Source organism: Pinisolibacter sp. DMC100, assembly GCF_056313705.1.
The window spans coordinates 1,572,956-1,599,139 of the sequence record NZ_JBQUZT010000001.1; the positions used below are offsets into that span (position 1 = coordinate 1,572,956).

Annotated in this window: 31 protein-coding genes; 22 read left to right on the forward strand and 9 right to left on the reverse strand. The window is 71.2% G+C overall.

The genetic code is table 11. The features are described from left to right. Positions 1-61 precede the first annotated feature (61 nt). From ACT541_RS07265 to ACT541_RS07280, 4 genes are all read left to right on the forward strand, one after another. Complete coding sequence (locus ACT541_RS07265) at positions 62-661, forward strand: superoxide dismutase (protein ID WP_476135460.1); 600 nt, start codon at positions 62-64, stop codon at positions 659-661. A gap of 139 nt (positions 662-800) precedes the next feature. Continuing rightward, complete coding sequence (locus ACT541_RS07270) at positions 801-1,418, forward strand: response regulator (RefSeq protein WP_476135461.1); 618 nt, start codon at positions 801-803, stop codon at positions 1,416-1,418. Between the two features lie 73 nt (positions 1,419-1,491). Continuing rightward, complete coding sequence (locus ACT541_RS07275) at positions 1,492-2,166, forward strand: Crp/Fnr family transcriptional regulator (protein WP_476135462.1); 675 nt, start codon at positions 1,492-1,494, stop codon at positions 2,164-2,166. A 122-nt stretch (positions 2,167-2,288) separates the two neighbouring features. Next, positions 2,289-2,492: a YgaP family membrane protein gene (locus ACT541_RS07280; protein WP_476135464.1), complete on the forward strand. Its 204-nt coding sequence runs from the start codon at positions 2,289-2,291 to the stop codon at positions 2,490-2,492. Positions 2,493-2,593: 101 nt separating this feature from the next. Here the strand turns inward: ACT541_RS07280 and ACT541_RS07285 are convergent, their stop codons facing one another. After that, positions 2,594-4,705, reverse strand: coding sequence for a S9 family peptidase (locus ACT541_RS07285; RefSeq protein WP_476135466.1), 2,112 nt, complete (start codon positions 4,703-4,705; stop codon positions 2,594-2,596). Beyond that, positions 4,702-5,094 (reverse strand): peptide-methionine (R)-S-oxide reductase MsrB, encoded by a 393-nt coding sequence (gene msrB / locus ACT541_RS07290; protein ID WP_476135468.1) that lies wholly within the window; start codon positions 5,092-5,094, stop codon positions 4,702-4,704. The genes ACT541_RS07285 and msrB overlap by 4 nt, the downstream gene beginning before the upstream one ends. Positions 5,095-5,575: 481 nt before the next feature. Between msrB and ACT541_RS07295 the strand changes: the two genes are divergently transcribed. After that, positions 5,576-5,992, forward strand: a complete 417-nt coding sequence (locus ACT541_RS07295) for a Ros/MucR family transcriptional regulator (RefSeq protein WP_476135470.1) — start codon at positions 5,576-5,578, stop codon at positions 5,990-5,992. 34 nt (positions 5,993-6,026) lie between these two features. Here ACT541_RS07295 and ACT541_RS07300 read toward each other — a convergent pair whose 3' ends face one another. Then, positions 6,027-6,341 (reverse strand): hypothetical protein, encoded by a 315-nt coding sequence (locus ACT541_RS07300; protein ID WP_476135471.1) that lies wholly within the window; start codon positions 6,339-6,341, stop codon positions 6,027-6,029. Between the two features lie 197 nt (positions 6,342-6,538). On the opposite strand from ACT541_RS07300, the gene ACT541_RS07305 reads away from it, so the two are divergent. Together ACT541_RS07305 and ACT541_RS07310 are read left to right on the forward strand one after the other, a co-directional pair. Next, a complete protein-coding gene (locus ACT541_RS07305; RefSeq protein WP_476135473.1) occupies positions 6,539-6,988 on the forward strand; it encodes a helix-turn-helix domain-containing protein in 450 nt (149 codons plus the stop codon). Continuing rightward, positions 6,985-7,794, forward strand: a complete 810-nt coding sequence (locus ACT541_RS07310; protein ID WP_476135475.1) for a DUF6456 domain-containing protein — start codon at positions 6,985-6,987, stop codon at positions 7,792-7,794. The genes ACT541_RS07305 and ACT541_RS07310 overlap by 4 nt, the downstream gene beginning before the upstream one ends. A gap of 13 nt (positions 7,795-7,807) precedes the next feature. On the opposite strand, the gene ACT541_RS07315 is transcribed toward ACT541_RS07310, so the two are convergent. Beyond that, on the reverse strand, positions 7,808-8,230 hold the full coding sequence (locus ACT541_RS07315; RefSeq protein ID WP_476135477.1) for a SufE family protein: 423 nt from the start codon (positions 8,228-8,230) through the stop codon (positions 7,808-7,810). A gap of 88 nt (positions 8,231-8,318) precedes the next feature. Next, entirely contained in the window at positions 8,319-8,717 is a 399-nt protein-coding gene (locus ACT541_RS07320; protein ID WP_476135479.1) for a hypothetical protein, read from the reverse strand. 319 nt (positions 8,718-9,036) lie between these two features. Here ACT541_RS07320 and ACT541_RS07325 point away from each other — a divergent pair, with 319 nt between their 5' ends. Genes ACT541_RS07325 through ACT541_RS07335 form a run of 3 tightly spaced genes read left to right on the forward strand, consistent with a single transcriptional unit; the run spans position 9,037 to position 12,311 of the window. Beyond that, a complete protein-coding gene (locus tag ACT541_RS07325; RefSeq protein WP_476135481.1) occupies positions 9,037-10,866 on the forward strand; it encodes a PAS domain-containing sensor histidine kinase in 1,830 nt (609 codons plus the stop codon). 1 nt (position 10,867) lies between these two features. Beyond that, on the forward strand, positions 10,868-11,890 hold the full coding sequence (locus ACT541_RS07330; RefSeq protein WP_476135482.1) for a peptidoglycan-binding domain-containing protein: 1,023 nt from the start codon (positions 10,868-10,870) through the stop codon (positions 11,888-11,890). Between the two features lie 19 nt (positions 11,891-11,909). Continuing rightward, the gene (locus ACT541_RS07335; protein ID WP_476135484.1) at positions 11,910-12,311 is read left to right on the forward strand and encodes a DUF1491 family protein; all 402 of its coding nucleotides are present in this window, start codon (positions 11,910-11,912) and stop codon (positions 12,309-12,311) included. A gap of 19 nt (positions 12,312-12,330) precedes the next feature. Here ACT541_RS07335 and ACT541_RS07340 read toward each other — a convergent pair whose 3' ends face one another. Continuing rightward, positions 12,331-13,662 (reverse strand): hypothetical protein, encoded by a 1,332-nt coding sequence (locus tag ACT541_RS07340; protein ID WP_476135486.1) that lies wholly within the window; start codon positions 13,660-13,662, stop codon positions 12,331-12,333. Positions 13,663-14,076: 414 nt separating this feature from the next. On the opposite strand from ACT541_RS07340, the gene ACT541_RS07345 reads away from it, so the two are divergent. Next, a complete protein-coding gene (locus ACT541_RS07345; RefSeq protein WP_476135488.1) occupies positions 14,077-14,886 on the forward strand; it encodes a hypothetical protein in 810 nt (269 codons plus the stop codon). Between the two features lie 6 nt (positions 14,887-14,892). On the opposite strand, the gene ACT541_RS07350 is transcribed toward ACT541_RS07345, so the two are convergent. The 3 genes from ACT541_RS07350 to ACT541_RS07360 form a co-directional block, all read right to left on the reverse strand. Next, positions 14,893-15,447: a DUF1254 domain-containing protein gene (locus tag ACT541_RS07350; protein ID WP_476135490.1), complete on the reverse strand. Its 555-nt coding sequence runs from the start codon at positions 15,445-15,447 to the stop codon at positions 14,893-14,895. After that, positions 15,444-16,013 (reverse strand): DUF1214 domain-containing protein, encoded by a 570-nt coding sequence (locus ACT541_RS07355; protein WP_476135492.1) that lies wholly within the window; start codon positions 16,011-16,013, stop codon positions 15,444-15,446. The genes ACT541_RS07350 and ACT541_RS07355 overlap by 4 nt, the downstream gene beginning before the upstream one ends. 164 nt (positions 16,014-16,177) lie before the next feature. After that, on the reverse strand, positions 16,178-18,367 hold the full coding sequence (locus ACT541_RS07360; protein WP_476136060.1) for a transglycosylase domain-containing protein: 2,190 nt from the start codon (positions 18,365-18,367) through the stop codon (positions 16,178-16,180). Between the two features lie 272 nt (positions 18,368-18,639). Between ACT541_RS07360 and ACT541_RS07365 the strand changes: the two genes are divergently transcribed. The 11 genes from ACT541_RS07365 to ACT541_RS07415 all read left to right on the forward strand — a co-directional run bounded on the left by ACT541_RS07365 (position 18,640) and on the right by ACT541_RS07415 (position 26,173). Further along, a complete protein-coding gene (locus ACT541_RS07365; RefSeq protein WP_476135494.1) occupies positions 18,640-19,131 on the forward strand; it encodes a YcgN family cysteine cluster protein in 492 nt (163 codons plus the stop codon). 290 nt (positions 19,132-19,421) lie between these two features. Beyond that, on the forward strand, positions 19,422-19,985 hold the full coding sequence (locus ACT541_RS07370; protein ID WP_476135496.1) for a hypothetical protein: 564 nt from the start codon (positions 19,422-19,424) through the stop codon (positions 19,983-19,985). Beyond that, positions 19,957-21,270 carry a DNA-packaging protein gene (locus ACT541_RS07375; protein ID WP_476136061.1) on the forward strand — a complete coding sequence of 438 codons (1,314 nt, stop codon included), beginning with the start codon at positions 19,957-19,959 and terminating at the stop codon, positions 21,268-21,270. The genes ACT541_RS07370 and ACT541_RS07375 overlap by 29 nt, the downstream gene beginning before the upstream one ends. A gap of 29 nt (positions 21,271-21,299) precedes the next feature. Next, complete coding sequence (locus ACT541_RS07380; RefSeq protein WP_476135497.1) at positions 21,300-22,517, forward strand: phage portal protein; 1,218 nt, start codon at positions 21,300-21,302, stop codon at positions 22,515-22,517. Then, positions 22,514-22,702 (forward strand): hypothetical protein, encoded by a 189-nt coding sequence (locus ACT541_RS07385; protein ID WP_476135498.1) that lies wholly within the window; start codon positions 22,514-22,516, stop codon positions 22,700-22,702. The genes ACT541_RS07380 and ACT541_RS07385 overlap by 4 nt, the downstream gene beginning before the upstream one ends. A gap of 44 nt (positions 22,703-22,746) precedes the next feature. After that, positions 22,747-22,884, forward strand: coding sequence for a hypothetical protein (locus ACT541_RS07390; RefSeq protein WP_476135500.1), 138 nt, complete (start codon positions 22,747-22,749; stop codon positions 22,882-22,884). Between the two features lie 2 nt (positions 22,885-22,886). Beyond that, positions 22,887-23,450, forward strand: coding sequence for an HK97 family phage prohead protease (locus ACT541_RS07395; RefSeq protein ID WP_476135501.1), 564 nt, complete (start codon positions 22,887-22,889; stop codon positions 23,448-23,450). A gap of 3 nt (positions 23,451-23,453) precedes the next feature. After that, on the forward strand, positions 23,454-24,740 hold the full coding sequence (locus ACT541_RS07400; RefSeq protein WP_476135503.1) for a phage major capsid protein: 1,287 nt from the start codon (positions 23,454-23,456) through the stop codon (positions 24,738-24,740). 142 nt (positions 24,741-24,882) lie between these two features. Beyond that, on the forward strand, positions 24,883-25,458 hold the full coding sequence (locus ACT541_RS07405) for a head-tail connector protein (RefSeq protein ID WP_476135505.1): 576 nt from the start codon (positions 24,883-24,885) through the stop codon (positions 25,456-25,458). Then, positions 25,455-25,775, forward strand: a complete 321-nt coding sequence (locus ACT541_RS07410) for a phage head closure protein (RefSeq protein ID WP_476135507.1) — start codon at positions 25,455-25,457, stop codon at positions 25,773-25,775. Before ACT541_RS07405 ends, ACT541_RS07410 begins: the two co-directional genes overlap by 4 nt. After that, positions 25,772-26,173, forward strand: coding sequence for a DUF3168 domain-containing protein (locus tag ACT541_RS07415; protein WP_476135509.1), 402 nt, complete (start codon positions 25,772-25,774; stop codon positions 26,171-26,173). The genes ACT541_RS07410 and ACT541_RS07415 overlap by 4 nt, the downstream gene beginning before the upstream one ends. The last annotated feature ends 11 nt before the right edge of the window (positions 26,174-26,184 follow it).

Here is a 26,184-nt window from a genome sequence, read left to right on the forward strand (position 1 = left end):
CCCTTCCCGGTCGCCGCTCACCCGAGACGCCGGCGCCCGCCATTCCGCAGGAGTCCTTCCGATGGCTTTCGAACTCGCCCCGCTGCCCTATGCCTACGACGCGCTCGCTCCGTATTTCTCGGTCGAGCAGCTCGAGTTCCACCACGACAAGCATCACGCGACCTACGTCACCAACCTGAACAATCTGGTGAAGGGGACGGAGTTCGAGGGCAAGTCGCTCGAGGAGATCATCGTCGCCTCGGCCGGCAAGAACGTCGCGGTGTTCAACAACTCCGCCCAGCACTTCAATCACGCCGAGTTCTGGAAGTTCATGAAGAAGGACGGCGGCGGCAAGAAGATCCCGGCCAAGCTCCAGGCCGCGATCGATGCCGACCTCGGCGGCTACGACAAGTTCCGCGCCGACTTCGTGCAGGCCGGCGTCACCCAGTTCGGCTCCGGTTGGGCCTGGCTTTCGGTCAAGGACGGCAAGCTCGTCATCTCCAAGACCGGCAATGCCGACAACCCGCTGACCGTCGGCGCCAAGCCGATCCTGACCGCGGACGTGTGGGAGCACTGCTACTACATCGACTATCGCAACCTGCGTCTGAAGTTCCTGGAGACCTTCGTCGACAGCCTGATCAACTGGGACTACGTCCTGGAGTGCTACGAGAAGGCCGTCTGATCGGCGCGCGCGATCGACGACACATCGAACGGCCGGACCTCGTGTCCGGCCGTTTTGCGTTTCCGTGTGAACGCTTTCTCAACCGGCCGGGGTGGACAGTCGGGCCGACGAGAATGACGCAAGGGAAAGGAGGCGTCCGATGTTCGCCGCCGATTCCTTCGCCGAGGCCCGTGTCGTCGTCCTCGACCCCAACCGCACCTTCCAGTCGATGATGCGCGCCATGCTGCGCCATCTCGGCTTCCGTCGCGTCGAGGTCTTCGGCGATGCCGACGAGGCGCTGGCGCGGGTCATGGACACGCCGATCGACCTCGTCTTCGTCGATCAGACTCTGACCGGCATCTCCGGCATCGACTGGGTGAAGTCGGTCCGCCGCGGCATCCGCATCGCCAATCCCGACATGGCGGTGGTGATGATGTCGTCCTGCGTCGTCCGTTCGACGCTGGAACCGGCGGTCGGCGCCGGCATCGACAGCCTGCTGGTGCGCCCCTTCGCGCCCGAGACGGTCGCCCGCCACGCCCGCCGCGCGCTCGGTGCCCGTCATGCCTACGTCTCCGGCCCCGGTGGCTACTGGGGCCCCGACCAGCTGCGCACCCGCCTGCGCATGAACTTCGCCAAGGGCGCGGCGGCCCGCCGGCTGGCGACGCTGGCGCCCGCCGCCGAACGCCCGCGTCTGCCGCGCGGCCTGCCCGGTTTCGACGTCGGCATCACTCCCCGAAAGACACCGAAGGACGGCGACGACACCGCCTTCCTCGATTGATCCCGGCCACCGGCGGGGAGTAGCCTGTCGCCGTCCTCCCGCGGGGGTGGTTCGTGACGATCGGGGGCATGGGGTGACGGCGAGCGACTGGACCGAACGGATTCCCGGCCTCGGCGGCCTCGGCTCCGAGGATCGCGCGGCGCTCCTCGCCGGAGCCCGCACGGTCGATCTCCCGACCGGCACCGTGGTCTTCTCGCCCGGCCGGGCCTGTACCGCCTATCTGCTGGTGCTCGACGGTTCGGTACGCGTCCAGATGATCGCCGATACCGGCCGCGAGATCGTGCTCTACCGGGTCCGCCGCGGTGAGACCTGCGTGTTGACGACCGCCTGCCTGCTCGCCGGCGACGCCTATGCCGCCGACGGCATCGTCGAGGAGCCGACCGCCGGCGTCGCCGTGCCGACGGCGCTGTTCGACACGCTGATGGCGCGGTCCGAGGGCTTCCGCCGCTTCGTCTTCACCGGCTACGGCCGCCGCGTCGCCGATCTCCTGGCGACGCTGCAGTCGGCGGTCTTCCACCGCGTCGATGCCCGCCTCGCCCGCCATCTCGTCGGTCGCGGCGGCGACGTCCTCGCCGTCACCCACCGCGATCTCGCCGCCGAACTCGGCACCGCCCGCGAGGTGGTGAGCCGTCACCTCTCCGCCTTCGAGAAGCGCGGCCTCGTCCGCCTCGGCCGCGGCACCGTCGAGGTCGTCGACCGCGCCGGGCTCGATCGGCTGGCCGAGGCGGTCGAGGGCGCGTCTTTCTGATGAGGCCGCCGTGTGACTAGGTCACCGACGCCGGCCTGCCGCGGCGTTATGGTGGTCGCGATCGGAGACGGGGCGTACCCCCCGCGTCCCCTCCGCCCGCGACACACACGAGGAGAATTCCCATGAACGCCAACGTCGGTGGCATCGACAAGATCCTGCGCATCGTGGTCGGCCTGGCCCTGATCGCCTTCGCCCTGCTCGGCCCGGCGACGATCTCCTGGAAGTGGATCGGCTGGATCGGCGTGGTGCCGCTCGCCACCGCGATCTTCGGCTTCTGCCCGGCCTACACCCTTCTCGGCATCAACACCTGCCCGGCGAAGAAGTGACCGCCGCGCCCGGCGCGATCGTCGGCGCATGAACGGAGAAGGCCGGAGGCGGTGACGCCTCCGGCCTTCGGCATTTGGTGTGCTGCGCGACGCCCTCCGCCTCACGGCAGATCCGGCGTCCCCGTGACGGCGATGGCGAAGGCCTGGACCTTGGCGACCTCCTTCAGTCGGTCGAAACGGCCGGAGGCGCCACCGTGGCCGGCGTCCATGTTGGTCTCGATCAGGAACGGCCCGCCGCTCGCCTTCGCCCGGAGCCGGGCGATCCACTTCGCCGGCTCCCAATAGGTCACGCGCGGATCGGTGAGACCCGCCAGGGCGAGGATCGGCGGATAGGCCTTGGCCTCGACGTTGTCGTAAGGCGAGTAGGAGAGGATGGTGCGGAACGCCGCCTCGTCCTCGATCGGATTGCCCCATTCCGGCCATTCCGGCGGGGTCAGCGGCAGGTCGGGGTCGCACATCGTGGCGAGCACGTCGACGAAGGGCACTTCCGCGACGATGCCGGCGAAGAGCCCGCCCGCCCGGTTGGCGACCGCCCCCATCAGCATGCCGCCGGCCGATCCGCCCTGCGCGACCAGCCGATCCGGCGCCGAGAAGCCTTCCGCCACCAGATGGCGGGCGGCGGCGACGAAGTCGTCGAACGTGTTGGTCTTGAACTCGCGCCGGCCTCGCGCATACCAGCGGAAGCCCTTGTCCTTGCCGCCGCGGATGTGAGCGATGGCATAGACGAAGCCGCGATCGACCAGCGACAGGATCGAGGTCGAGAAGGCCGCCGGAATGGTGATGCCGTAGGCGCCGTAGCCGTAGAGGAGGCAGGGCGCGCTGCCGTCGATCGGCGTCGAACGGGCATGGATCAGGGTGATCGGCACGGTCTCGCCGTCGGCCGCCGGGGCGAAGATCCGCCGCGCCACATAGGCCGCCGGATCGTGGCCGCTCGGCACCTCCTGCTCCTTGCGCAGCACCCGCTCGCGGCTCTCCATGTCGTAGTCGAAGACCCGCACCGGCGTGGTCGGCGACGAATAGGAGAAGCGCAGGTTCGTCGTGTCGTGCTCGTAGCCGCCGAGGAGACCGAGCGAATAGGCCTCCTCGTCGAAGGCGACGGCATGTTCCGCCCCGTCGGACAGGCGCCGCACGACGATGCGCGGCAGGCCCTCGACCCGCTCGAGGCGGACGAGGTGATGCTTCGTCGCCGTCTGCGACAGGATCAGCCGACCGTCGACATGGGGGACGAGCGTCTCCCAGTTCTCCCGCCCCGGTGCCTCGATCGGCGCCGTGACGATGCGGAAGTCCTCCGCCCCGCCGTTGTTGGTCAGAATGGTGAAGCGATCGCCGGCATCCTCGACCTCGTATTCCTCGCCGGTGACGCGGGGCGCGACCAGCCGCGGTGCCGCCGTCGGGCGGCCCGCGTCGATCAGACGCACCTCCGAGGTTTCGTGGTCGTGGATGGCGATCACCACGAAGCGGCCGGACAGCGTCTTGCCGAGCCCGACGAAGAAGCCGGGGTCGGCCTCCTCGTAGACCAGCACGTCTTCGAGCGCCGGCGAACCGATGCGGTGCAGGAAGACCTTCGACGGGCGATGGTTGTCGTCGAGCCGGACGTAGAAGAAGCTCTCGCCGTCGGCGGAAAAGACCGCCTCGCCGCCGGTCGCCTCGACCCGGTCCTCGAGATCGAGGCCGCGGACGAGATCCCGGACGCGCAGCGTGAAATATTCCGAGCCGTTCTCGTCGGCGCCCCAGACGATCCGCCGATGGTCGGGCGAATGGACGACGCCGGAGAGGCGGAAATAGGAAAGCCCCGCCGCCCGCTCGTCGCCGTCGAGCAGCACCTCCTCGTCGCCGCCGTCGCGAGGCGTGCGGACGTGGATCGGGTGCTGGCCGCCGGGGCGATGGCGCGCGGCATAGGCGTAGGGACCGTCCTTGGCGGGAACGGACGCGTCGTCCTGCTTGATGCGCGCCTTCATCTCCTCGAACAGGCGGGTCTGCAGCGCCGCGGTCGGCGCCATGATGGCGCGGGCATGGGCGTTGTCGGCCTCCAGCACGGCGCGGATGGCGGGATCGAGCACGCCCGGATCGCGCATCACCGCCTGCCAGTTCTCGGCGCGCAGCCAGCCGAAGTCGTCGACGATCTCGACGCCGTGGAGGGTTCGGGAAACCGGTCTCGCCTCGATCGTCGGGGCGGGATGGTCGGCGAGAGGCGACAGGCGGGAAGCGATCATGCTTTCGGTTCTTCGTCCGGTTGGAAGTCGAGGGCGTTGCCGTTGAGGCAGTAGCGCAGGCCGGTCGGCTGCGGCCCGTCGTCGAAGACGTGGCCGAGATGGGCCTCGCATTCGGCGCAACGGATTTCGGTGCGGATCATGCCATGGGAGACGTCGCGGTGTTCGGCGATGCCGGCCTCGGCGATCGGCGCCCAGAAGCTCGGCCAGCCGCTGCCCGAATCGTATTTCGTCGCCGCGTCGAACAGGGGGCGACCGCAGCAGACGCAGGCATAGGTGCCGGGGCGTTTCTCGTTCCAATACGGTCCGGTGAAGGCGCGTTCGGTGCCGGCGCAGCGGGTGACGCGGTACTGTTCCGGGGTCAGGCGCCGCTTCAGGGTGTCGTCGTCCATCGTCTTGTCCTCCCGCACGCATCGCCGCGCCGATCATGGGCGGCGGCGAGGAGGAAAGCTAGTGCGACCTCGATCGCCGACAATCGGGGTCTCCGCCGTGGTCGCGCGCCCCGTCGCCGCCGGCTGCCCGAGAACTCGCGCGATCTCGGAACTCTTCCAGAAGGCGTTCGAACTGCCATGATGCCGCAGCATGTTCACCATGTCGTCACGGTTGCTCGCGAGAGGCGTTTCTCCGCGATGTTTCTGCGAATGCGGCGAAGTTCGCAACTCGCGTCGACTGCGTGACGAAGATGAAAGTTGCAGACGAGATCTTGTGCATCTCGCGAACTCTGCCTATAGGAAGATGTCGATTGGGGGTCGAAGTGATTCAAGCGACATTTGTCAGAGATGAATCCGGCGCGATTCGAATCTCGGCAATGACTCGATCGTTCCTCGAGTGACCGAAATCCGAGGGGTTCCCCTCCGGCAAGACAGGTGAAAAATGACCGATTCCAGCACCAACCTCATCGAACTGGCCACCGAGATCGTCTCGGCCTACGTGAGCAACAACACCGTGCCCGCGGCCGAACTCTCCGGCCTGATCGCCGAGGTCTACGCCGCCCTGCAGCGCACCTCCGCCGGTGTCGCGCCGGAGCCGGCGCCCGAGCCGCTGAAGCCGGCGGTTCCGGTGAAGAAGTCGGTCAACCCGGACTTCATCGTCTGCCTCGAGGACGGCAAGAAGTTCAAGTCGCTGAAGCGCCACCTGCGCACCCAGTACAACATGACCCCGGAAGAGTACCGCGAAAAGTGGGGCCTGCCGGCCGACTATCCGATGGTCGCCCCGAACTACGCGCAGGCTCGTTCCGACCTCGCCAAGAAGATGGGCCTCGGCCAGCAGCGTCGCCGCGGCGCCCGCTGATCTCGTCCCGATCGCTTTCGACGCCGCCGCGAACTCAGCGTTCGCGGCGGCGTTCGTTTTTGCTCTCGGCGCCGAGCCGTTCTTCGGCCGCCAGCGCCTCGATCAGGCCGACGTGGCGGGCGAGGCTGTAGCTCCAGTGCCGCGCCCGTGCCCGCCGCCGCTCGCCGGCCAGCGCCCGCGCCAGCGCGGCGCGGATGTGCGCGAGCCCGGCGGGCGAACGATCCGCCAGATCGGCCGGCGTCACCGGCACCAGCCGCGGCAGAATCCGGTCGCGCTCGCCCCGTCTCCAGGGTTCGGCTGCGGCAGCAGAGACGGGCGGTGGGGTGCAGTGGCGTCGGTCATCGGGCATGTCGGGGGTCCTTCGTCGAGACCCCACATCGTCGCCCGGGCCCGCCGGCCCGGGGACAACTCGCGACATTTCTGACGCAACGAAAAATTGGTCAAGTTCACCATATATATCACAAGTTATCCCCATCCCCTCACGCGCCCCCATAATCGAGAGGCATTTATTCCTATCGACAGGTCGGGACCGAGGGGGATCGAAGGATGCTCGAGCACGTCACGCACAACAGGATCGTGAAGGGGTACGTCGGCACGCCGGTCGCGAGGCCGAGCATCGTCGAACGGCGGCGGCCGATGCCACGACGGCGGCGGCGTTGCGACCGCGATCACGTCGCCGCCGATTGCCGTTGCCTCGAGACGGTCGTCGCTCGCGCCTTCGGCGCCGATCTCGCGGAACTGCGGAGCGCTTCGCGCGGCCATGCGCCGATCGCCTTCGCCCGCCAGGTGGCGATGTACGTCGCCCACGTCTGGCTCGGCCTGTCGCTGAGCGAGGTCGGTCGCCGCTTCGGTCGCGACCGCACCACCGTCTCCCACGCCTGCCGCGTCGTCGAGGAACGGCGCGACGATCCCGCCGTCGACCGCATCGTCGCCGCCGTCGAGGCCGCGGCCGATCTGTGGATCGACTTCGCCTGCGATCTGGAGGCGGGGCGATGAGCGAGGCCGCCGAACTGCGCCTGTTGCGCCTGCTCGCCGTCGCCGAGGGCGCACTCGACGACCGTGGCGTCCTGCGCGTCGTCGGCCCCGATGGTCTGCGCCGGCTGAAGCCCGACGGCGACATCCTGCGCACGCTCGCCGAACGCGGCGAGATCGAGGTCCGCGGCGAGGCTCGCGATCGTCTCGCCGTCACCGCCGCCGGCCGCGCCCGGCTCGCCCGCCGGGAGCGTCTCGGCGATCTCGACGGCTTCCGCCTGCAACACGGCGAGGTCGCGTGCCGGGTGATCGGCGAGGGCGAGACGGCGGTCGTCGACGGTGCCGAGAGCCCGCTCGCCTGGCTCGCCCGCCGCCGCGACCGCGACGGCAGGGCCCATCTCTCGCCGGCCCGCGTCGCCGCCGGCGAGAGGCTGCGCGGCGACTTCACCCTCGCCCGGATGATGCCGACGGTGACCTCGAACTGGTCGACCGGCCGGATCACCGGCGGCTCGGGAACCGGCGGTCTCGCCGACCTGACCGACCGGTCGATCGCCGCGCGCGACCGCGTCCAGGCGGCGCTGGCCGCGACCGGTTCGGACCTCGGCGGTCTGCTGGTCGACGTCTGTTGTTTCCTCAAAGGGCTCGAGCGGGTGGAGAGCGAACGCCGCTGGCCGGCGCGCTCCGCCAAGGTGGTGCTCGACATCGCGCTCGGCCGGCTCGCCGACCACTACGGCCTCGCCGACGAGGCGCGCGGGCGGGATGCGCCCGGCCGGCTGCGTCACTGGGGCACGTCCGACCATCGCCCGGACGAGCGCCGCTCACCGCCGTGAACGGCGCGGGCGATCAGCCCTCGAGCGCCCTGCGGGCCTCGGCGCGGATGCGCTCGATCATCGAGTTGACGCCGTTGGCGCGCTGCGGGGTGATGTGGTCGCGCAGCGAGATGGCGGTGAAGATCGGCTCGGGATCGAGCGTCAGGATCTCCTTGGCCGTGCGGCCGGAGAAGATCGCCAGCATCACCGCGACCAGGCCCTTGACGATGTGGGCGTCCGAATCGCCGGTGAAGATCAGGCGCGGTCCGTCGGGACCGGGTTCGACGCGGGTGACCAGCCAGACCTGCGAGGCGCAGCCGCGGACCTTGTTGGCCTCGGTGCGATCGGCCTCGTCGATCGGCTCGAGCGCCTTGCCGAGTTCGATCACGTAGCGATAGCGCTCTTCCCAGTCGTCGATGACGTCGAAGTCCGCGATGATGTCGTCGATGGTCGCCAAGGGTCCGGCCTCCTGCTCGCGACCGTTCTAGCGCGTGCGTCGCGGCATCGCAAAACCGAACCGACGGCGTAGTGTCGCGTGGGGCGGATCAGGAGACGGGGCGGGCGTGCGGCAGGGGGACGACCTGGGCGCGACGACGCTCGGCATCGGTCGCGCGCGGCGCGGTCGGGGCGGCGACGGTCGAAGCCGTGGTGGCGGGCGCCTCGAACTTCTCCTGCACCCAGCGTCCGGCCTGCGCCGTGGCACCGTCGACCGCGACGCGCCCGGCGGCGCAGGCGATCGCATTGTCGGCGCACCAGGCACCGGCCTCGCGCAGGGTCGCCTGCGCCGTGCCGACGGCGGTCTCGACGATACGGTCGCCGTGGTCGGTCACGCTGCGCGACGCGAGGTGCGGCGTGCCGAGCGAATCGACCGCCTTGCGCCAGTCGGCCGGCACCAGCAGCAGCGCCAGCGAGATCCAGAACACGGCGCGGAAAATGAAGAACATCGAAGCCTCCCCGAGAGCTTCGTCCGACGAACGTCCCACTGTCGTCGGATCTGTCGGGGATCATGGCATGCCCGGTTGAAGGTCGGGTTCAGTGGGGCATTCGAATTGTCCGATTTCCGTTAGCCCTCCGTTCACCATGAAAGCGATTGGCCGGGCACGATCGCACAAAATCCGAGGAAACCCGCATTTCGCGCGCGTTTTCAGAGGCTTCCGCGCTGCGTGTATCGCCCGCTCTTCAACAGCCTGTTAAGTCGCCGCTGCCATCATGTCCCCGTCGCCGAGCGTTCGTCGCGGCCCACATCGGTGGTGAGTTGATCGAGTGTCCGAGTATCGTCATCAAGGCCCGCTAGCGCCGATCGGTCGGTTCGTCGACGGTCTCGTCCCGGAAGGGGTGGCCGGCGATCGGCTCGAATGGAGCCGCCACCGGGCCTTCATCGCCGCCAATCTCGCCGCCGGCCTCGCCGCCCTCGGTCTGGTGCCGCCGTGGTGGGCGCTGGTCGGTCCGACCGGCCTCGTCGAGACGGTCGCCCTGATCGGTCTCGTCGCTCCCGCGCCGATCGCGCTGTGGGTCTCCCACGGCGGCGACATCGGCCGCGCCCAGCTCGCCGCTTCCGCCGTCGCCGCCTTCGTGCTCGGCTGGATCGCCCTCTTCACCGGCGGTGTCGCTTCGCCGGCGCTGCTCGCCCTCGGCATCGTGCCGATGGAAGCCGCACTGATCGGCCGCCGCATGGTCACCCGCATCGCTCTCGGCCTCGCCGCGCTCGCCTTCGTAACGGTGGTGGCGATCGGCCTCGCCGGCCGGCTGCCGGCGGTCGATGCCGCCCGGCTCGGCCCGGCGCTCGCCTTCGCGGTGCCGGCACTCGCCATTCTCTACGCCGGCGGCCTCGCCATGCGGATGGAACTGGTCACCCGTGCCGGCGACGCCATCGCCCGGCGCCGCGCCGATCACTTCCGTCTGGTCGCCGAGAACATCACCGACATCGTCACCGGCCACGGCGCCGACGGCGACATCGTCTTCGTCACCCCGGCGGTCGAGCGCGTGCTCGGCATCACCGCCGAGGCGGCGAGCGGCGACGGTCTCTTCCGCATGATCCACGTCGGCGATCGCCCGGCCTACCTGACCGCCCTGTCCGATGCCGCCGCCTTCGGCCGCTCGGCTTCGGTCGAGTTCCGCGTCCGCGTCGACGGTGTCGACGGCCGCCATCACTGGCTGTGGCTCGAGCTGCGCTGCCGCCCGCTCGACGACGGCGATCCGATGATCCGGTCCGCCAAGGTCGTCGCCGTCACCCGCGACATCACCCTGCGCAAGGCGCAGGAGGACGAGTTGATGCGCGCCCGCGAGATCGCCGAAGAGGCGAGCCTGGCCAAGACGCGCTTCCTCGCCAACGTCAGTCACGAGCTGCGCACGCCGCTCAACGCCATCATCGGCTTCTCCGACATGCTCGGCGCCGAGATCTTCGGGCCGCTCGGCGATCCGCGTCAGCGCGAGTACGTCGAGCTGATCAACGAATCGGGCAAGCACCTGCTGCAGGTCGTCAACGACATCCTCGACATGTCGAAGATCGAGGCCGGCTCCTTCGACGTCGTCGCCGAGCCCTTCGACCCGGCGGCGCTGATCGAGAGCATCCGCAGCCTGATGGCGCTGCAGGCCGAGGAGCGCGGGCTCGCGTTCCGCCTGGATCTGCCGCCGCGCCTGCCCGAGCTCGTCGCCGATCGCCGCGCCTGCAAGCAGATCCTGATCAATCTCGTCTCCAACGCCGTGAAGTTCACCGACCGTTTCGGCACGGTGACGCTGGGCGCCCGCGTCGAGGGCGGCGACATCGCCATCTTCGTCCGCGACACCGGCATCGGCATCGCCGAGAAGGACATCGAGCGCCTCGGCACGCCCTTCGTCCAGGCCGACTGCGGCTACGACCGTCGCCACGAGGGCACCGGTCTCGGCCTGTCGGTGGTCAAGGGCTTGACGCGCCTGCACGGCGGCACGATGAAGATCGAGAGCCGGCTGGGCGAGGGGACCTGCGTCACCGTCCGTCTGCCGCTCGATCCCGAGGCGCCGCGCGCCGCCCGTCCCGAAACCCGTGCCGACACTCGCGTCGTCGAACTCGCCGCCGCCGAACCGCGGCTCCGGCTCGAGCAGAAGCGTGCCTGACATGACCCGATCCGAACGCTCAAACGCTCGCCATCGTCCAGAGGAGGTCCGGGACCGCCCGGCCCCGCCCGGCAGCCTGCCGATTCGCCTCGCCGAGACGGCCCTGCGCCATCCGGTGACCTCGGCCGGCGCCTTCCTGTCGCTGGCGATGATCGGCGTGATCTTCGGCAACGCGCTGGGCAACCAGCCGGCGCGCCATCCCCACCCGTTCTTCCAGACCCGCTCGACGGCCGAGGCCGCGCGCCCCGCCGCCGTGCCGCTGCCGCAGCCCGCGCCGCAGAACCCGGCCGCCGCCGCCGCGCCCCAGGCCGCACCCGCCGCAGCGCCCGCGGCGACGCCGGTGCCGCGCCCGCGCCCGGTCGGCGCGCTCGAGCAGCCCGCCGGCCTCGCCGAGCTGCAGGTGGCGCTGCGCGACCACGGCCTCTATTCCGGCCCGCTCGACGGCATTCTCGGACCGGCGACGGTCGAGGCGATCCGCGCCTTCGAACGCCGCATCGGCGCGCCGCAGACCGGCGAGCCGAGCGAGCTGCTGCTCGCCTCCGCCCGCGCGCTCCGCACCCCCGACACCACGGCGACCGGCTCGCTCAAGGCGCAGGCCGCCGCCCGTCGCGCCGATCCCGCGCCGCTCGCCCAGCCGGCCCCGATCGCCGCCGCGCCGGCCAACACGCCGGTCGCAGCCATGCCCGCCCGCATGGCCGCGGTCGAGACCGTCGCGAGCCCGGTCGGCGCCGACGAGGCGGCCAACGTGCCGCTGGTCGAGGAGACGAGCGCCGTCGTTCCGACCGGCGCGATCCGCCGTGCCCTGCGCGAGCCGCTCGCCCAGGGCGGCGACGTGCGCATCCAGCGCGCCCAGCGCGGCCTCGTCGCCGCCGGCTACGGCCCGTTGAAGGCCGACGGCCGCTTCGACGACAAGACCGGTACGGCGATCCGTCGCTTCGAGATCGATCACGGCTGGATCGCCACCGGCCGCGTCTCAGAGCGTCTGCTCGCCAATCTCGGCGATCCCGGCTCCACGCGACAGTGATCGCCGAAAGGGCCTGCCCATGAGCGCGGCGGGACGTCCGACTTCGGAGTTCTGGGTCTCGGCGCTGCTGCGTCGCGCCCGTGCGGAAGGCGCGATGGCGGTCCTGCGCCGCCGCGGCGACGAGACGGCAGGTGCCATCTTCGTCGTCGTCGACCGGCTCGACGGCACCGCCGATCTCCACGCCCCCCTGCCGCAGAGCGACGTCGCCGAGGGCGAGGCGGGAACGCGCCGCTTCGAGACGGTGCTCGCCGGCGTCGCGCCGGCGGCGATCGACGCGCGCATCGCCTCCGAGACCCGCTTCGATCCGGACGTCTGGGTGATCGAGATCGAGGACCGCGCCGGCCGCTCCTTCATCGAGCCGCCGCCGCGCGATCCGAACGCGCCGGAGAAGATCCTGCCGGTCTGGCCGCCGAAGCTCTGAACGCCTCTCTCGGGAGACCTCAGGCGCGCCGCGTCGTCGTGGTCGCGGGACGCCGCGCCTCGCCGGTGCCCATGTCGCGCGCCCGGCCCGCCGCCTCGCGCCGCTCGGCCGCGTCGGTCTGGCGCAGCACGGTCTTCGGCCGTGAACGCGCTTCGTCGTCGCGCCAGGCGGTGACCAGCCGCTCGGCGGTGCGCCGCGGCGTCCGCTCGAGCAGGGCGACGAGGTCCTGGAGCTGGCCGACGTCGGCCTGGACGCCGAGATGGTGCAGCAGGATCGACGTGGCGCGGATCTCGCCGACGCCACCGGCGAGCAGCAGGATCGCCAGCGTCTCGCAGGTCGGATCGTCGAGGGCGATCGTGACGACGTCCGGCGCCAGCGCCAGATGTTCGCCGAAGGCGGTCACCAGGAAGGCCCGATCCCCCGTGACGGCACCGGACAGCAGCCGATCGGCGAGCACCGACGGATCATGGCCGCTCGACCGCGCCGGAGCCGGTCGGAGCGCCGCCTCGATCGTCGCCGCCTGGAGCGCCCGCCAACGCGCCGCCGCGTCGAGGCGGAGCCAGATCGAGAGTTCGGGAAGCCCTTCGTCGCGGCGGGCCGGTGCGTCGAGGGCGGCCACGGCGGGCATGACCGGCGCCGTCGGTACGGCGGGGCGGGCCGGCATCGGCGGTGCTGCCTGCATCGCCGGCTGCGGCGCCGCGGGGCGCGGTGCGGCCGGACGGGGCGCGACGTCGAACAGCGGCGGCGGCGGCAGGTCGCGGGGTGCGAGCACCGGCGGGGCGATCCGCGGCGCGGTCTCCGCCGCCGGCTCGGCCGGGCGCGGCGGCAGCATCGGCCGCGCGGTTTCTGTCCGCGTCGCCGCGATCGGCATCGGCGCCTCGAGATCGGTGCGACGGCGTCGCGCCTCGACGTGGGGCGCGGTCGAGGGCGGCACGACGGTGGCGTCGATCAGCACGGCCGCGACGTCCGGGGCGAGGTCGAGACGACGCCCGACACAACGCACGTGATCGGGTCCGCGCCGCATGATGACGATGAGGTCGCTCGAGGTCAGCACCGGCGAATGCAGGATCATCGGCTCGGCGATCTCGATCTCGTCGAGCGCCAGCCGCCGTGCGATCTCCGGCGGCGCGTCTGGGCGGCGGGCCAGGAGCCCGGCGACCTGACGGCGGCGTTCGGCGTCGGCGACGTCGAGCAGGCCGCCGACCAGCGCCGCGAAGGCGGCGATCTCGCTGCGGTCGTGGGAGGGTGCGACGAGATAGAGATCGACGGCGTCGTTCAGGACGTCGCGGGCCGAGCGGCGTTGCAGCACGATCGGGTCTTTCGTCGAGGCAGCCGGCTCGGGTCGTTCCATCGTCGTCTCTTCGCAACCGCAGACACTGCGTTTCGATCAGTATCGACCAGACCGGTTAAGACTCCGTTAACCATGTTGGCGCAAGGCTCGATCGCGAGCGGTCCGTCGGAGCCGCTCGAGTCATCGTTCCGGATCGCATGCCGCGATCCCCGCGTTCCGCTCTCGGCCCGGAGGCACGAGGAGAGATCGATGGGTGACGTCGTGTTCCTGACGACCGTCCGCCGCCGGGTACCGAAACGGCACGCGGAGGACGGTGACCGGCGCGGAGAGATCGCGCTCTTCACCGGCGTTCGGGTCGAACGCTGGAACGAGCCGTCGCCGACCGAACGCGACGCCCCGCGGCCCTCCCGTCCCGGGCGTCCGCGCCGACGCGGCAAGTGAAGACACCTCGGTCGCGGAAGGAAACGCGCACCCATGCTCTCGAATCGGGTCCGCGCCGTCGCCACGCTCCTCGTCCTCGCGACGGCTCTGACCGGCTGCGGCCGTGAGACCGGCGACTTCGGCCGTGCCAAGCCCAATGCCTGGAACGACGGTGTCCTGCCCTTCGTCGGCGACAAGATCGCCGCCCACGGACGCGACGAACTCGTCTCCGACTTCAATCGCACCGACAGCGAGGGCACGCTGCGCGACCGAGCCTGGGGCATCGTTCGGGCGCCGCACGCCGACGACTGGTTCGGCAACATGCTGATCGAGGGCCAGCGCACCCGGATCCTGCCGGAGATCGATTCGCGTTTCGACCCCGCCGGCTACTATGCCCGTCTGCGGCGCGATCCCTATCGCTCCAGCGAGACCCGCTGGGCCCGGCTGATTCTGGACATGCACACCGACGCCGAACTCGTCGGCCCCTTCTGGCGCGAGGCCCGCAAGGTGCGCGACGACGACGCCCTGCGCCTGCGTGCCGCCGACGGTCGCGCCGATCTCGCCGCACACGAACTGAAGGATGCCTACGCCCGCATCGACGAGAACGCCCGCGTCGTCGACTGGGCGTGGCGCATGATGCGCTTCCGCCTCTCCGCCTATCGCATGGCGATCGACCGGATGCAGGTCGAGACGCCGTCGGACCGGATCTGGGAGGCCAATCAGGCCTGGAGCGCACTGAAGTCGGCGATCGACATCGCCGAGGCCGACTTCCCGGCCGGAACGCGCCGCGGCACGCCGTCGAACGGCCGTCGCTCGCGCTACGGCGAAGCCGGCTCGATCAACATCCCGGTTCCACAGAAGTGACGCGCCTCACTGCAGCGGCGTCGCCTTGCACTCGGCCGCCTCGAGCGCGGCCCTGATCTCGCCGTCGAGCGAGGGCTGCTGGCGGAAGATCTGGAACAGGGCGATGCCCTGACGGCCCTTCCAGTCGACGATCACCACGTCTTCGAGCTGCTCGGGCGGGTTCTCGCGCAGCTGCGCCACGTGGACGTCGCCGGCCACCAGCACGTCCGCCGCCTTCTGACCCGAGCCGCGGTTGTCGAGACCCCAGACATGGAGCCCCTGGCGGTCGTAGAGCGACAGCGACCAGTAGACGTCGGGGGCGGCGACGCGGATGCGCACCGGCGCGGCGTCGAGTTCGAAGCGGCAGGTCGCCTGCGCCATCGCCGGGTCGAGACCGGGCAGCGAAGGAACACCGGCCGTCGGACGCGGCAGGGCGACGAAGGTGCCGGTCGGCCCGAGCCGCGCGATGGCGTTCCACGAATCGTTGACCGAGTGGCCGGGTACACCGAGCACGACCACGATGTGGACGATGCCGGCGAGCATGGCGACGCCGAGTGCCCAGACGGCGAGACGCGCGATCATCGGCAGGTCCCCCGCGTGATGGTCGGAAGTTCCGGTTGCATCCCCGTGCCGAGGGCGAGCGGCGTGTCGTAGAGGCGGAGCGTCAGGACGAAGTCCTCGCCGGCGGGAAGCGGCAGCCAGTTGCCGGCCCGCGCCTTGGCGGCGGCGACGACCTCGAACCGCCCGGAGGCGTCGCGCACCAGATTGTGGCTGTCGACATGGGCGCGGCCCTCCGGCGTCACGCCGGAACGGCCGTCGCGGGTGGCGGCGGTCAGCGTCCACAGCCGCGCCTGAAGTCCCTTGCCGGCGATCACGTAGTCGCAGGTCGCGGTCAGGCCGCGCCCGTTCGTGTCGTTCGCCGCCACGAAGGTCAGGCCGGTGCCGGTGCCCATGCCGAACTCGCCGCTGCGGGCGACGCGAGCGCGCAGATAGGGATCGGCGGTGGCGGCGTCGCTCGGCGGGAAGGCGCGCCAGGTGCCGACCTCGACCGTGTTGGTCCGCGGCGCCGTCACCATGTACCACGCCGAACCGAGCCCCAGCGCGAGGCTCGCGACCATGGCGGCGAGGAGGGCAAGCAGGAAGCGCAATTCACACCTACGAAAGACGACACCGCCCGGGCATCGGAGCGGCCGGAGCGACCGCCGGACGCGGACGGACACTTCGGATTCGCCCCGTCCGATCGAGGCGGATCCTGTTCGTGCGAGGCCCCCGCGTCAATGCCGCGGCTGGCCGAACGGCGTTTCGGCCGCCGTCAGCGCCCGATCGGCGTGAGCCCGCCGGCGGCGAGCCCGGTCGCCGGCGCGGCGAGGCGGATACGTCCCCCGCCGGAGAGCGGCAGGAGCGCGCCCGAACGAGCCGGGGGCTTGGTCATCGCATCGACCGGGGCGGCGTTGCGCAGCCGGTCGGCGAGACCACCGATGGTGTTGGTTGCCTTGGCGGAGAGCACCTTCTGGCGCGCCGCCTCCTGCGACACCGGCACCGGCTGGAGCCCCTTGGCGGGATCGGTCGCCGCGACCTTGGCACCGGAACCGACGCCGCGCGGCGGCGGGAAGCCCGGCGCCTGCTTCAGCTCGATGCCCTTGTGGGCGAATTCCATGACGTCGTGCCAGATCGGCGCCGGCACCATGCCGCCGGTGACCCGTTCCATCGGTCGGTAGTCGTCGTTGCCGACCCAGACGACGCCGACCAGATTGCCGGTGAAGCCGCAGAACCACGCGTCGCGCGACGACTGGGTGGTGCCGGTCTTGCCGCCGGCCGGAATGCCGTCGAGCTTGGCGCGGGCGCCGGTGCCGGTCTCCACCGCGTTGTTCAGCATCGAATTCAGTTCGGCGACCTTGTCGGGCGGGAAGATGCGCTGCGGCGGCGTCGCGTCGCGCGACCGATCGTACAACACCCGTCCGTCGCTCGACGCGACGACCTGATCGATCGGCGTCGGAAGCACCTTGTAGCCGCCGTTGGCGAAGGCGGCATAGCCGGCGGCATGGTCGATCATGTGGACTTCGGACGAGCCGATGACGAAGGGCCAGTCCGGTTTGACCGGCAGGTCGATGCCGACGGCGCGGGCGACCGCGGCGACCTTCTCGCGACCGAGCTGCTCGGTGAGCTGCACCGGGATCGAGTTCAGCGACCGGGCGATCGCCTCCATCAGCGTGACACGGCCGTAGTAGCCGCCGCCGTAGTTTTTCGGGCACCAGTTGCCGATGCAGACCGGCTGGTCGGTGACGAGCGAGCTCGGCTTCTTGCCGCCGATCAGCGCCGCCAGATAGACGTAGGGCTTGAACGACGATCCCGGCTGGCGCGCCGCGTCGGTGGCGCGATTGAACTGGCTGGCGCCGTATTCGCGACCGCCGACCATGGCGCGCACCGAACCGTCCGGCGTCATGAAGACGGCGGCGGCCTGCGAGATGTCGAGCTCCTCGCCGTTCTGGCGCAGCGCGTTCTCGACGACCTCTTCCGCCTTCTTCTGGACCTCCGGATCGATGGTGGTGCGGACGATCAGCGTGTGCTCGGCCGGCGCCATGTCGCGGATGGCGTTGAAGGCGTAGTCGAGGAAGTAGTCGGCCTGCTCGTTGGTGCGGGCGCGATCGACCGGGGTGGCGGGGTGGCGCCGGGCGCCCAGCACCTGGCCCTCGGTCATGAAGCCGGCCGCCACCATGTTGGACAGCACGTCGTTGGCGCGGGCGCGCGCCGCCGGCAGGTTGACGTGAGGCGCGTAGCTCGTCGGCGCCTTGAACAGGCCGGCGAGCATCGCCGCCTCGGCGAGATCGATGTCGCGCACCGACTTGCCGAAATAGAACTGGCTCGCCGCCGCCACGCCGTGGGTGCCGCCGCCCATGTAGGCGCGGTCGAGATAGAGCTTGAGGATCTCCTGCTTGGTCATGTGCGTCTCGAGCCAGACCGCGAGGAAGGCCTCCTTGATCTTGCGCTCGAGCGTGCGCTCGTTGGTCAGGAAGAGGTTCTTGGCGAGCTGCTGCGACAGCGACGAGCCGCCCTGCCGCACCTTCTGCTGCCGCATGTTGGCGACGATGGCGCGCGCCGTGCCCAGCACGTCGATGCCGAAGTGCTCGAAGAAGCGCCGGTCCTCGGTGGCGATCAGCGCCTTGATCAGGTGATCGGGGAACTCGGTCAGCGGCACCGAATCGTTGAGCATCAGGCCGCGACGGCCGACCTCGTTGCCCCAGCGGTCGAGGAAGGTGACGGAATAGTCGGCCTTGGCGCGCCAGTCGGTCTTGGTCGCCTCCAGCGCCGGCAGGGCGAGGGCGAGGAGCAGCACGACGCCGCCCGCGCCGAGATTGGCGGCGTCGCCGACGAGTTCGAAGAAGGCCCGCGCCGGCCCGCGCACGCGGAACGCCCGGAGCGCCGTGGCGTAGCGCCGCCAGGATTCGACCGCCCAGTTGAAGCTCTTCCACAGGGTCGTGTCGAGCCAGGCGTCGACCGCCATGGCGCGATCGGCGAAGCGACGGCGCCGTCCGCCGGTCGATTCGGGGGCGGGCGGCGGGGACGCGGGGGCGTCCTGCCCGTCCGGAGTGGGCGTTTCGTCGGTGGCCAAGGCTCGGTCCGTCTCGTTCGGTCCCGTGTCGATCGCGTCGCCACGTCCCGGCTCGGGACGCGCGAAAGGGTTGACGAGACATTAAGCAATCGCCATGCCTCGGTCGAGGGGCGATCGACGCTCCTCCCGCGTCGGCCTCGGCGCCGGCAAGGAGAGAGACGGTCGTGAGCGAGCCCTTCTGGAAGACCAAGCGCCTCGAGGAGATGAGCCGCGCGGAGTGGGAGAGCCTCTGCGACTGCTGCGGCCGCTGCTGCCTCAACAAGCTCGAGGACGAGGAGACCGGCGAGATCTACTGGACCAACGTCTCCTGTCGCCTGCTCGATCCCGAGACCTGCCGCTGCTCGTCCTATCCGAACCGTCACGATTTCGTGCCCGACTGCGTCGAGCTCGACCTCGACGAGGTCGTCTCGCAGACCTACACGTGGCTGCCGCCGACCTGCGCCTATCGGCTGCTGGCCAAGGGCGAGGAACTGCGCTGGTGGCACCCGCTGGTCTCCGGCGATCCCGACACGGTGCACGCCGCCGGCATCTCGGTCCGCCGCCGTGTGATTTCCGACGAGGATATCCCCCCCGACAGCTACGAGGACCACCTCTGCGACTGGCCGGGCGAGGATCCGCGGCCGCGTCCGCCCCGCCAGCCGCGGGTGAAGGTGTAACCCGATCAGTGACTTGATCGGTCTCCCGGACGGCGGATAGGAAAATTTTCACAAAATCTTCGATTGCATGCTTGACGGCGTCACGCTCGGCGGGCAGTCTCTTCCCATGATCGAACACGTGTCGATGGCGCAGCCGCCGGACACGGAAGGGGCCTCGGGCTCCGCGATCACCCGACATCGTCTTCGCAACATCACCCCGGATCCGACCGCCTCGCCGCGGTGTCGCCGCGCGCCCTCCGCCGCGGGACACCGACGCGGGTGATCGGCCGCGGCCGACCGACGGAGCGCGCGTGCCCCTCTCGCCGAGCGACGAACCCCTGCCGTCGGCCGCCGATCGCGCGGCGGTCGATCCGCCCTGGACCGAGATCCGCGCCGCCTACGAGGGCTCCGACCTCGCGGTCGCCGCCATCGCCCGGGCCTACGGCATCGCCACCGATCGGATCTGGCGCCGCGCCCGCCGCGACGGCTGGCGCAAGCGGCGCGACAAGAGCGGCACCCGCGCCGAGGCGCCGCTCGATCGCTCGACGCTGGTCGCCCGCCTCTTCCGGGCGGTCGAACGGCAGATCGCCGAGGTCGAGCGCCGCTTCGAGGGTTCGGCCCCGCCGAGCCTCGAGGAGAAGGACGCCCGCACGCTGGGCGCGCTCGCCCGCACGCTCGAACTGCTCATCGGCCTCGAGAAGCAGGCCGGCCGCGAGACCGCCGAACCGGAGGGCGACATCGATGAGTTCCGCCTCGATCTCGCCCGCCGCCTCGAAAGCCTGCGTCGCGCCGACGGCGGGGCCGACCTCGGCCAGGGCAGGGGAGGCGACCTCCACCGCAGCCTCTCTGCGCGCCGCGCTCCGGGCGGCGGATGAAGCCGGCACGCTCGATCGCCTCGCCCTCGCGTTGACCGCGGAGGAGCGGGAACGTCTTCGGGACGACTGGTCGCTGTGGGCGCGCGCCGATCAGATGCCGCCCGCCGGCGACTGGACGACATGGCTGCTGATGGGCGGCCGCGGTGCCGGCAAGACCCGCGCCGGGGCCGAATGGGTGAAGGCGACGGCGCTCGGCCGGCCGCCCTTCGCCGAGGCCCCGGCCGGCCGCATCGCGCTGGTCGGCGAGACCTTCGCCGACGTCCGCGACGTGATGATCGAGGGCGTCTCCGGCCTGCTGCGCATTCACCGCAGCGCGGAGCGCCCGACCTGGAAACCCTCGCTGCGCCGGCTCGAATGGCCGAACGGCGCGGTGGCGCAGGCCTTCTCGTCGGAAGATCCGGAGGCGCTGCGCGGGCCGCAGTTCGAGATCGCCTGGGCCGACGAGATCGCCAAGTGGCGCCATGCCGAGGAGGTCTGGGACATGCTGCAGTTCGGCCTGCGCCTCGGCGATCGGCCGCGTCAGGTGGCGACGACCACGCCGCGCCCGGTGCCGCTGGTCAAACGCCTCGTCGCCGATCCGGACTGCGCCGTGGCGCGCGCCTCGACGCGGGCGAACGCCTTCAATCTGGCGCCGCGTTTCCTCGACGCCGTGGTCGGCCGCTATGCCGGCACCCGGCTCGGGCGGCAGGAACTCGACGGCGAGCTGATCGAGGATCGCGACGACGCGCTGTGGCGGCGCGACGAGATCGACCGATCGCGGATCGACGTCGCTCCGGACCTCGTCCGCATCGTCGTCGCGGTCGACCCGCCGGCGACCTCGGGCGCCACGGCGGATGCCTGCGGCATCGTCGCGGCGGGGATTTCGGAGGCCGGCATCGGCCATGTCCTGGCGGATGCCTCGTGCCGCGGTCTGCGCCCCAACGAATGGGCGGCGCGCGCCGTCGCCCTCTTCGAGGGGCTCGAGGCCGATGCTCTGGTCGTCGAGGTCAACCAGGGCGGCGAGATGGTCGAGACCGTGCTGCGGCAGGTCGCGCCCGATCTGCCGGTGAAGCCCGTCCGGGCGAGCCGGGGCAAGTGGACCCGCGCCGAGCCCGTCGCAGCGCTCTATGCGCAGGGGCGGGTGCGCCACGTCGGTTCGTTTCCCGAGCTCGAGGACGAACTCTGCGACTTTGGCCCGGAAGGGCTGTCGTCGGGCCGTTCGCCCGACCGCATGGACGCGCTCGTCTGGGCGCTCGCCGCGCTGATGCTCGAGGGCCGCGGTCGGCCCAAGGTGCGCAATTTCTGAGGGGCGGACGCCCCGATCGCGAGGATCCCATGACTCTCTTCGATCGTCTCCGGCGACGGGCCGCCCCCGTCGGCGGCCCCTTTCGGCCGACCGCCGCGCCCGAGACGCGCGCCTCGGCGACCGGCGCCTTCGTCGCCTGGCAGAGCTTCGGCCGCCCGGTGTGGACGGCGCGCGACTATGCGACGCTCGCCCGCGCCGGCTACCTGCGCAACCCGATCGTCCACCGCGCCGTGCGTCTGGTCGGCGAGGCGGCGGCCTCGGTGCCGTGGCTCCTGTGGGACCACGACCGCGATCTCGCCACCCATCCGCTGCTCGATCTCCTCGGCCGCCCCAATCCGCGACAGGCCGGCCGCGCCTTCATGGAGGAGGTCTATGGCCACCTCTCGGTGTCGGGAAACGCCTATGTCGAACTCGTCGCCGTCGACGGGACCCCACGCGAACTCCATGCGCTGCGCCCCGACCGGATGCGTGTCCTGGTCGGCGTCGACGGCTGGCCGGAGGGCTGGGACTACGGCACCGGCGCGGGTGCGGTGCGCTTCCGTGTCGATCCCGACCGGCCGAGCCCGATCCTGCATCTCAAGACCTTCCACCCGCTCGACGACCACTACGGCCTCGCCCCCCTCGAGGCGGCGCAGACCGCGCTCGACGTCCACAATCAGGCATCGGCCTGGACCAAGGCGCTGCTCGACAATTCGGCGCGGCCCTCCGGTGCGCTGGTCTATCGCGCCGACACCGGCGGCAACCTGTCGGACGAGCAGTTCGACCGGTTGAAGAAGGAGCTGGAGGAGGGCTTCCAGGGCGCCGCCAACGCCGGCCGGCCGCTGCTGCTCGAGGGCGGGCTCGACTGGAAGGCGATGGGCTACAGCCCCAAGGACATGGACTTCGTCGAAGCGAAGCGCGAGGCGGCGCGCGAGATCGCGCTCGCCTTCGGCGTGCCGCCGATGCTGCTCGGCATCCCCGGCGACAACACCTATTCCAACTATGCCGAGGCCAATCGCGCCTTCTGGCGGCTGACGGTGATGCCGTTGGTCGCCCGCACCGCCGCCGCGCTGGAAGGGTGGCTCGCGCCGCTCTTCGGCGACGGGCTGCGCCTCGACGTCGACACCGACCGGGTCGATGCGCTGGCGCTGGAACGCGAGGCGCTGTGGAACCGCATCGGCGCCGCCTCCTTCCTCACCGAGGACGAGAAGCGCGCCGCCGCCGGCTACGGCCCGCGGGCCTCGGCCGATCCGGGACTGCCGGCATGACCGACCTCGCCACCACCTTCGCCGAACGCGGCGACCTCGGCCATCTCGCGCTCTTCCTCTGGGCGAGCGGTGCTTCGGCACTGCTGGTCTGGGCGCTGAAGGAGATCGCCGCCTCCAACCGCCGCTTCGAGGACTTCGTCACCGAAATCGCCCGGCTGGAACGGCTCTTCGCCGACCCCGACTGAGGCGCCGGCGCCTCGCCGTCCCCCGAAACCACAGGACCTCACCCATGCCCCGTTGGATCGCTCGTCTCGCCACGGGCCGCCCGTCCGCGCGCCCCGATCACCGGACCGTCTTCTCCCGCTTCGCCGCGGCGCTCGCCGCCCGTTCGGCCCGTGTCGGCCTGCCGCGCGTCCGGGAGGTGTGACCATGACGACCGCTCTCGCCGCGCCAGAGGTGAAACGCCTCGTCGCCGAACTCGACCGGGTCGAGGCCGACGGCGCCTTCACCGGCCACGCCTGCCTCTTCGGCGTCGAGGATCTCGCCCGCGACGTGGTCGAGCCCGGCGCCTTCCGCGCCACGCTCGCCCGCCGCGGCGCGAGCGGCGTCAAGATGCTGTGGCATCACGACCCGGCCGAACCGATCGGCCGCTGGCTGGAGATCCGCGAGGACGATCGCGGCCTCTTCGTCCGCGGCCGCATCCTGACCGACGTCGCCCGTGGTCGCGAGGCGCTGGCGCTGATGCGCGGCGGCGTCCTCGACGGCCTGTCGATCGGCTTTCGCGCCGTCAAGGGTCGTCGCGACGCCCGTTCCGGCATCCGCCGCCTCGCCGAGATCGACCTGTGGGAGATCTCGCTCGTCACCTTCCCGATGCAGCCCGCCGCTCGCGTCGCCTCCGTCGAGGCGGCACGGGGGCTCGGCCGCGACATCTCCGCCGCCGACCTGACGGCGATCATCCGGCGCGCCGCCGCGCTCTTCCACCCCGAGAGGTGAATCATGACCGAAGTCCACATGCCCATCGAGACCGGCCCGGCGCCGGAGACCAAGGCCGCGACCCCGAGCGGCACCCCGAACGCCGACGTCGGTGGGGCCTTCGAAGGCTTCATGCGCGACTATGCCGGCTGGCGCGAGGAGAACGACCGCCGCCTCGGCGAGATCGAGCGGCGCGGCCACGTCGATCCGCTGATCGAGGAGAAGCTCGCCCGCCTCGACGCCGCCGTCGACGAGGGCCGCCGCCGAGCCGAGGCGCTGGCGCTGAAGGCGGCGCGGCCGCGCCTCGGCCTCGAGGGGGCCGGGACCTCGGTCGTCGATCTCGACCGCAAGGCCGCCTTCGAGGCCTATGTCCGCACCGGCGACGCCGGCCGCCTCGCCCGGCTGGAGGAGAAGGCGCTGTCGGTCGGCTCCTCGGCCGATGGCGGCTACGTCGCCCCGCCCGAGCTCGAGCGTCAGGTGATGCTGCGCCTGTCGCAGGCCTCGCCGATCCGCGCCATCGCCGGCAACCGCCAGGTCTCGGGCAACGTCTTCAACAAGCCCTATTCGCCGGTCGGCGCGACCGTCGGCTGGGTGGCGGAGACCGGCGCCCGCGCCCAGACCACCACGCAGACGCTGCAGCAGCTCGCCTTCCCGACGATGGAGCTCTACGCCATGCCGGCGGCGACCGGCGCGCTGCTCGACGATGCCGCCATCGACGTCGAGGCCTGGATCGCCGAGGAGGTCGAACAGGCCTTCGCCGAGCAGGAGGGCGCCGCCTTCGTCAACGGCGACGGCGTGTCGAAGCCGAAGGGCTTCATGGCCTACGGCCGCGTCGACAACGCCTCCTGGGCCTGGGGCAGCCTCGGCTACGTCGCGACCGGCGTCGCCGGTGGCCTGCCGTCGTCCAACCCGTCCGACAAGCTGGTCGATCTCGTCTACGCCCTGCGCGCCGGCTATCGCCAGAACGCCAGCTGGGTGATGAACCGCAGGACGCAGGCCGAGATCCGCAAGCTGAAGGACGGTCAGGGTCACTATCTGTGGCAGCCGCCGGCGACCGCCGGCCAGCCGGCGACGCTGATGAACTTCCCCGTCGTCGAGGCCGAGGACATGCCGACGATCGCGACCGATGCCTGCCCGATCGCCTTCGGCGACTTCCGCCGCGGCTATCTGGTGGTCGACCGGGTCGGCGTCCGCGTCCTGCGCGATCCCTATTCCGCCAAGCCCTACGTACTCTTCTACACGACCAAGCGTGTCGGCGGCGGCGTCCAGGACTTCGACGCCATCAAGCTCCTGAAGTTCGGCACGGCCTGACGGCCCGCGGCGGGTCTCCCCGCCGTCGCCGGCCGGACGCTCCTCCCCGTCCGCCCGTCCGGCCCGGTCTGCCGAAGAGACCCGGCGGCGATCTCGCCCCGTCGCCGGGTCTCGTCTTTCCTCCCCCCGATCGAGGTCGACGATGACCGTACTCCTGATCACGCCGCCGGCGGTCGAGCCCGTCTCGCTCGCCGACGCCAAGGCCCATCTGCGCCTCGAGACGACGGCCGAGGACGACTACGTCTCGGCCCTGATCGTCGCCGCCCGTCTCCACGTCGAGACCGCGATCCGCCGCGTCCTGGTCGACCAGACCTGGCGGGTCTATCTCGACGCCTGGCCGTGCGACGGCGTGGTCGAACTTCCCGTCGGCCCGGTGCGCTCGATCGCGTCGATCACCGTCTACGATGCCGATGGCGATCCCAAGCTGCTGTCGTCCGTCGCCTGGCGGCTCGATGCCGCCTCGCAGCCCGCCCGCCTCGCCCTGCTCGGCACCGGTCCGACGCCGGGGCGGGTGCTGAACGGCATCGAGATCGATCTCGTCGCCGGCTTCGGCCCTTCCGGCATCTCGGTGCCGCAGCCGCTGAAACTGGCGATCATGACGCTGGTCGCCCGCTGGTACGAGAACCGCGAGGGCGCGCGCTACGGCGTCGTCCCCGCGTCCGTTTCCGATCAGGTCGAGGCCCTCGTCGCCCCCTTCCGCGCCCTGAGGCTGGCATGACGACGCCCGCCCCCCTCGGCGCCCTGCGCCATCGCCTGACCATCGAACGCGCAACGACCGCCGCCGACGGCTCCACCACCTGGACCGCCGACGGCACCGTGCTCGCGGCGATCGAACCGCGCGGCGGCACCTCGGCGGAAGCCGGCGGCGGCCTGACCGGTAGCGTCACCCATCGCATCGAGATGCGGTGGCGGTCGGACCTCTCCAGCCGCGACCGCCTGCGCCTCGGCGAGCGGATCTTCCGCATCCATGCCACCCGCGATCTCGACGAACGCCGCGCCCGGCTGATCGTCGATGCCGAGGAGGAGAACCGATGAGTGCCGCCCAGAGCCTCGTGACGGCGATGCTCGCCGCGCTGCGTGCCGACGCGACGCTCGCCGCCGATCTCAGCTCTCGCATCCACGACGCCGCCTCGCGCGACCCGGTCTTCCCCCATCTCGTCGTCGCCGACGTGACGGTGCGGGATCGTTCGGGCGTCGACGCGACGCTCGAGGAGGCGCGGGCGACGCTCGAGATCTTCTCCCGCGCCGGCGGTCGGGCGGAAGCCGCCTGCCTCGCCGAGCGGGTCGAGACCGTGCTTCTCGCCGCCGACCTCTCGCCGGCCGGCCGTCGCGTCGCGCTGCTGCGCCGCGACACGACCGAGACCTCCATCCTGCGCGACCGCGTCACCGCCCGTGCGGTGGTGCGTTTCGTCGCGCTCCTCGAACCCGTCTGATTGGGAAGATC

Bases quoted from the DNA above. Each gene is read 5' to 3' on its own strand.
- ACT541_RS07265 (WP_476135460.1), top strand. From the start codon at position 62: ATGGCTTTCGAACTCGCCCCGCTGCCCTATGCCTACGACGCGCTCGCT.
- ACT541_RS07270 (WP_476135461.1), top strand. From the start codon at position 801: ATGTTCGCCGCCGATTCCTTCGCCGAGGCCCGTGTCGTCGTCCTCGAC.
- ACT541_RS07280 (WP_476135464.1), top strand. From the start codon at position 2,289: ATGAACGCCAACGTCGGTGGCATCGACAAGATCCTGCGCATCGTGGTC.
- ACT541_RS07285 (WP_476135466.1), bottom strand. From the start codon at position 4,705: ATGATCGCTTCCCGCCTGTCGCCTCTCGCCGACCATCCCGCCCCGACG.
- msrB (WP_476135468.1), bottom strand. From the start codon at position 5,094: ATGGACGACGACACCCTGAAGCGGCGCCTGACCCCGGAACAGTACCGC.
- ACT541_RS07295 (WP_476135470.1), top strand. From the start codon at position 5,576: ATGACCGATTCCAGCACCAACCTCATCGAACTGGCCACCGAGATCGTC.
- ACT541_RS07300 (WP_476135471.1), bottom strand. From the start codon at position 6,341: ATGCCCGATGACCGACGCCACTGCACCCCACCGCCCGTCTCTGCTGCC.
- ACT541_RS07305 (WP_476135473.1), top strand. From the start codon at position 6,539: ATGCTCGAGCACGTCACGCACAACAGGATCGTGAAGGGGTACGTCGGC.
- ACT541_RS07310 (WP_476135475.1), top strand. From the start codon at position 6,985: ATGAGCGAGGCCGCCGAACTGCGCCTGTTGCGCCTGCTCGCCGTCGCC.
- ACT541_RS07320 (WP_476135479.1), bottom strand. From the start codon at position 8,717: ATGTTCTTCATTTTCCGCGCCGTGTTCTGGATCTCGCTGGCGCTGCTG.
- ACT541_RS07330 (WP_476135482.1), top strand. From the start codon at position 10,868: ATGACCCGATCCGAACGCTCAAACGCTCGCCATCGTCCAGAGGAGGTC.
- ACT541_RS07335 (WP_476135484.1), top strand. From the start codon at position 11,910: ATGAGCGCGGCGGGACGTCCGACTTCGGAGTTCTGGGTCTCGGCGCTG.
- ACT541_RS07340 (WP_476135486.1), bottom strand. From the start codon at position 13,662: ATGGAACGACCCGAGCCGGCTGCCTCGACGAAAGACCCGATCGTGCTG.
- ACT541_RS07345 (WP_476135488.1), top strand. From the start codon at position 14,077: ATGCTCTCGAATCGGGTCCGCGCCGTCGCCACGCTCCTCGTCCTCGCG.
- ACT541_RS07350 (WP_476135490.1), bottom strand. From the start codon at position 15,447: ATGATCGCGCGTCTCGCCGTCTGGGCACTCGGCGTCGCCATGCTCGCC.
- ACT541_RS07360 (WP_476136060.1), bottom strand. From the start codon at position 18,367: ATGGCGGTCGACGCCTGGCTCGACACGACCCTGTGGAAGAGCTTCAAC.
- ACT541_RS07380 (WP_476135497.1), top strand. From the start codon at position 21,300: ATGACTCTCTTCGATCGTCTCCGGCGACGGGCCGCCCCCGTCGGCGGC.
- ACT541_RS07385 (WP_476135498.1), top strand. From the start codon at position 22,514: ATGACCGACCTCGCCACCACCTTCGCCGAACGCGGCGACCTCGGCCAT.
- ACT541_RS07390 (WP_476135500.1), top strand. From the start codon at position 22,747: ATGCCCCGTTGGATCGCTCGTCTCGCCACGGGCCGCCCGTCCGCGCGC.
- ACT541_RS07395 (WP_476135501.1), top strand. From the start codon at position 22,887: ATGACGACCGCTCTCGCCGCGCCAGAGGTGAAACGCCTCGTCGCCGAA.
- ACT541_RS07400 (WP_476135503.1), top strand. From the start codon at position 23,454: ATGACCGAAGTCCACATGCCCATCGAGACCGGCCCGGCGCCGGAGACC.
- ACT541_RS07405 (WP_476135505.1), top strand. From the start codon at position 24,883: ATGACCGTACTCCTGATCACGCCGCCGGCGGTCGAGCCCGTCTCGCTC.
- ACT541_RS07410 (WP_476135507.1), top strand. From the start codon at position 25,455: ATGACGACGCCCGCCCCCCTCGGCGCCCTGCGCCATCGCCTGACCATC.
- ACT541_RS07415 (WP_476135509.1), top strand. From the start codon at position 25,772: ATGAGTGCCGCCCAGAGCCTCGTGACGGCGATGCTCGCCGCGCTGCGT.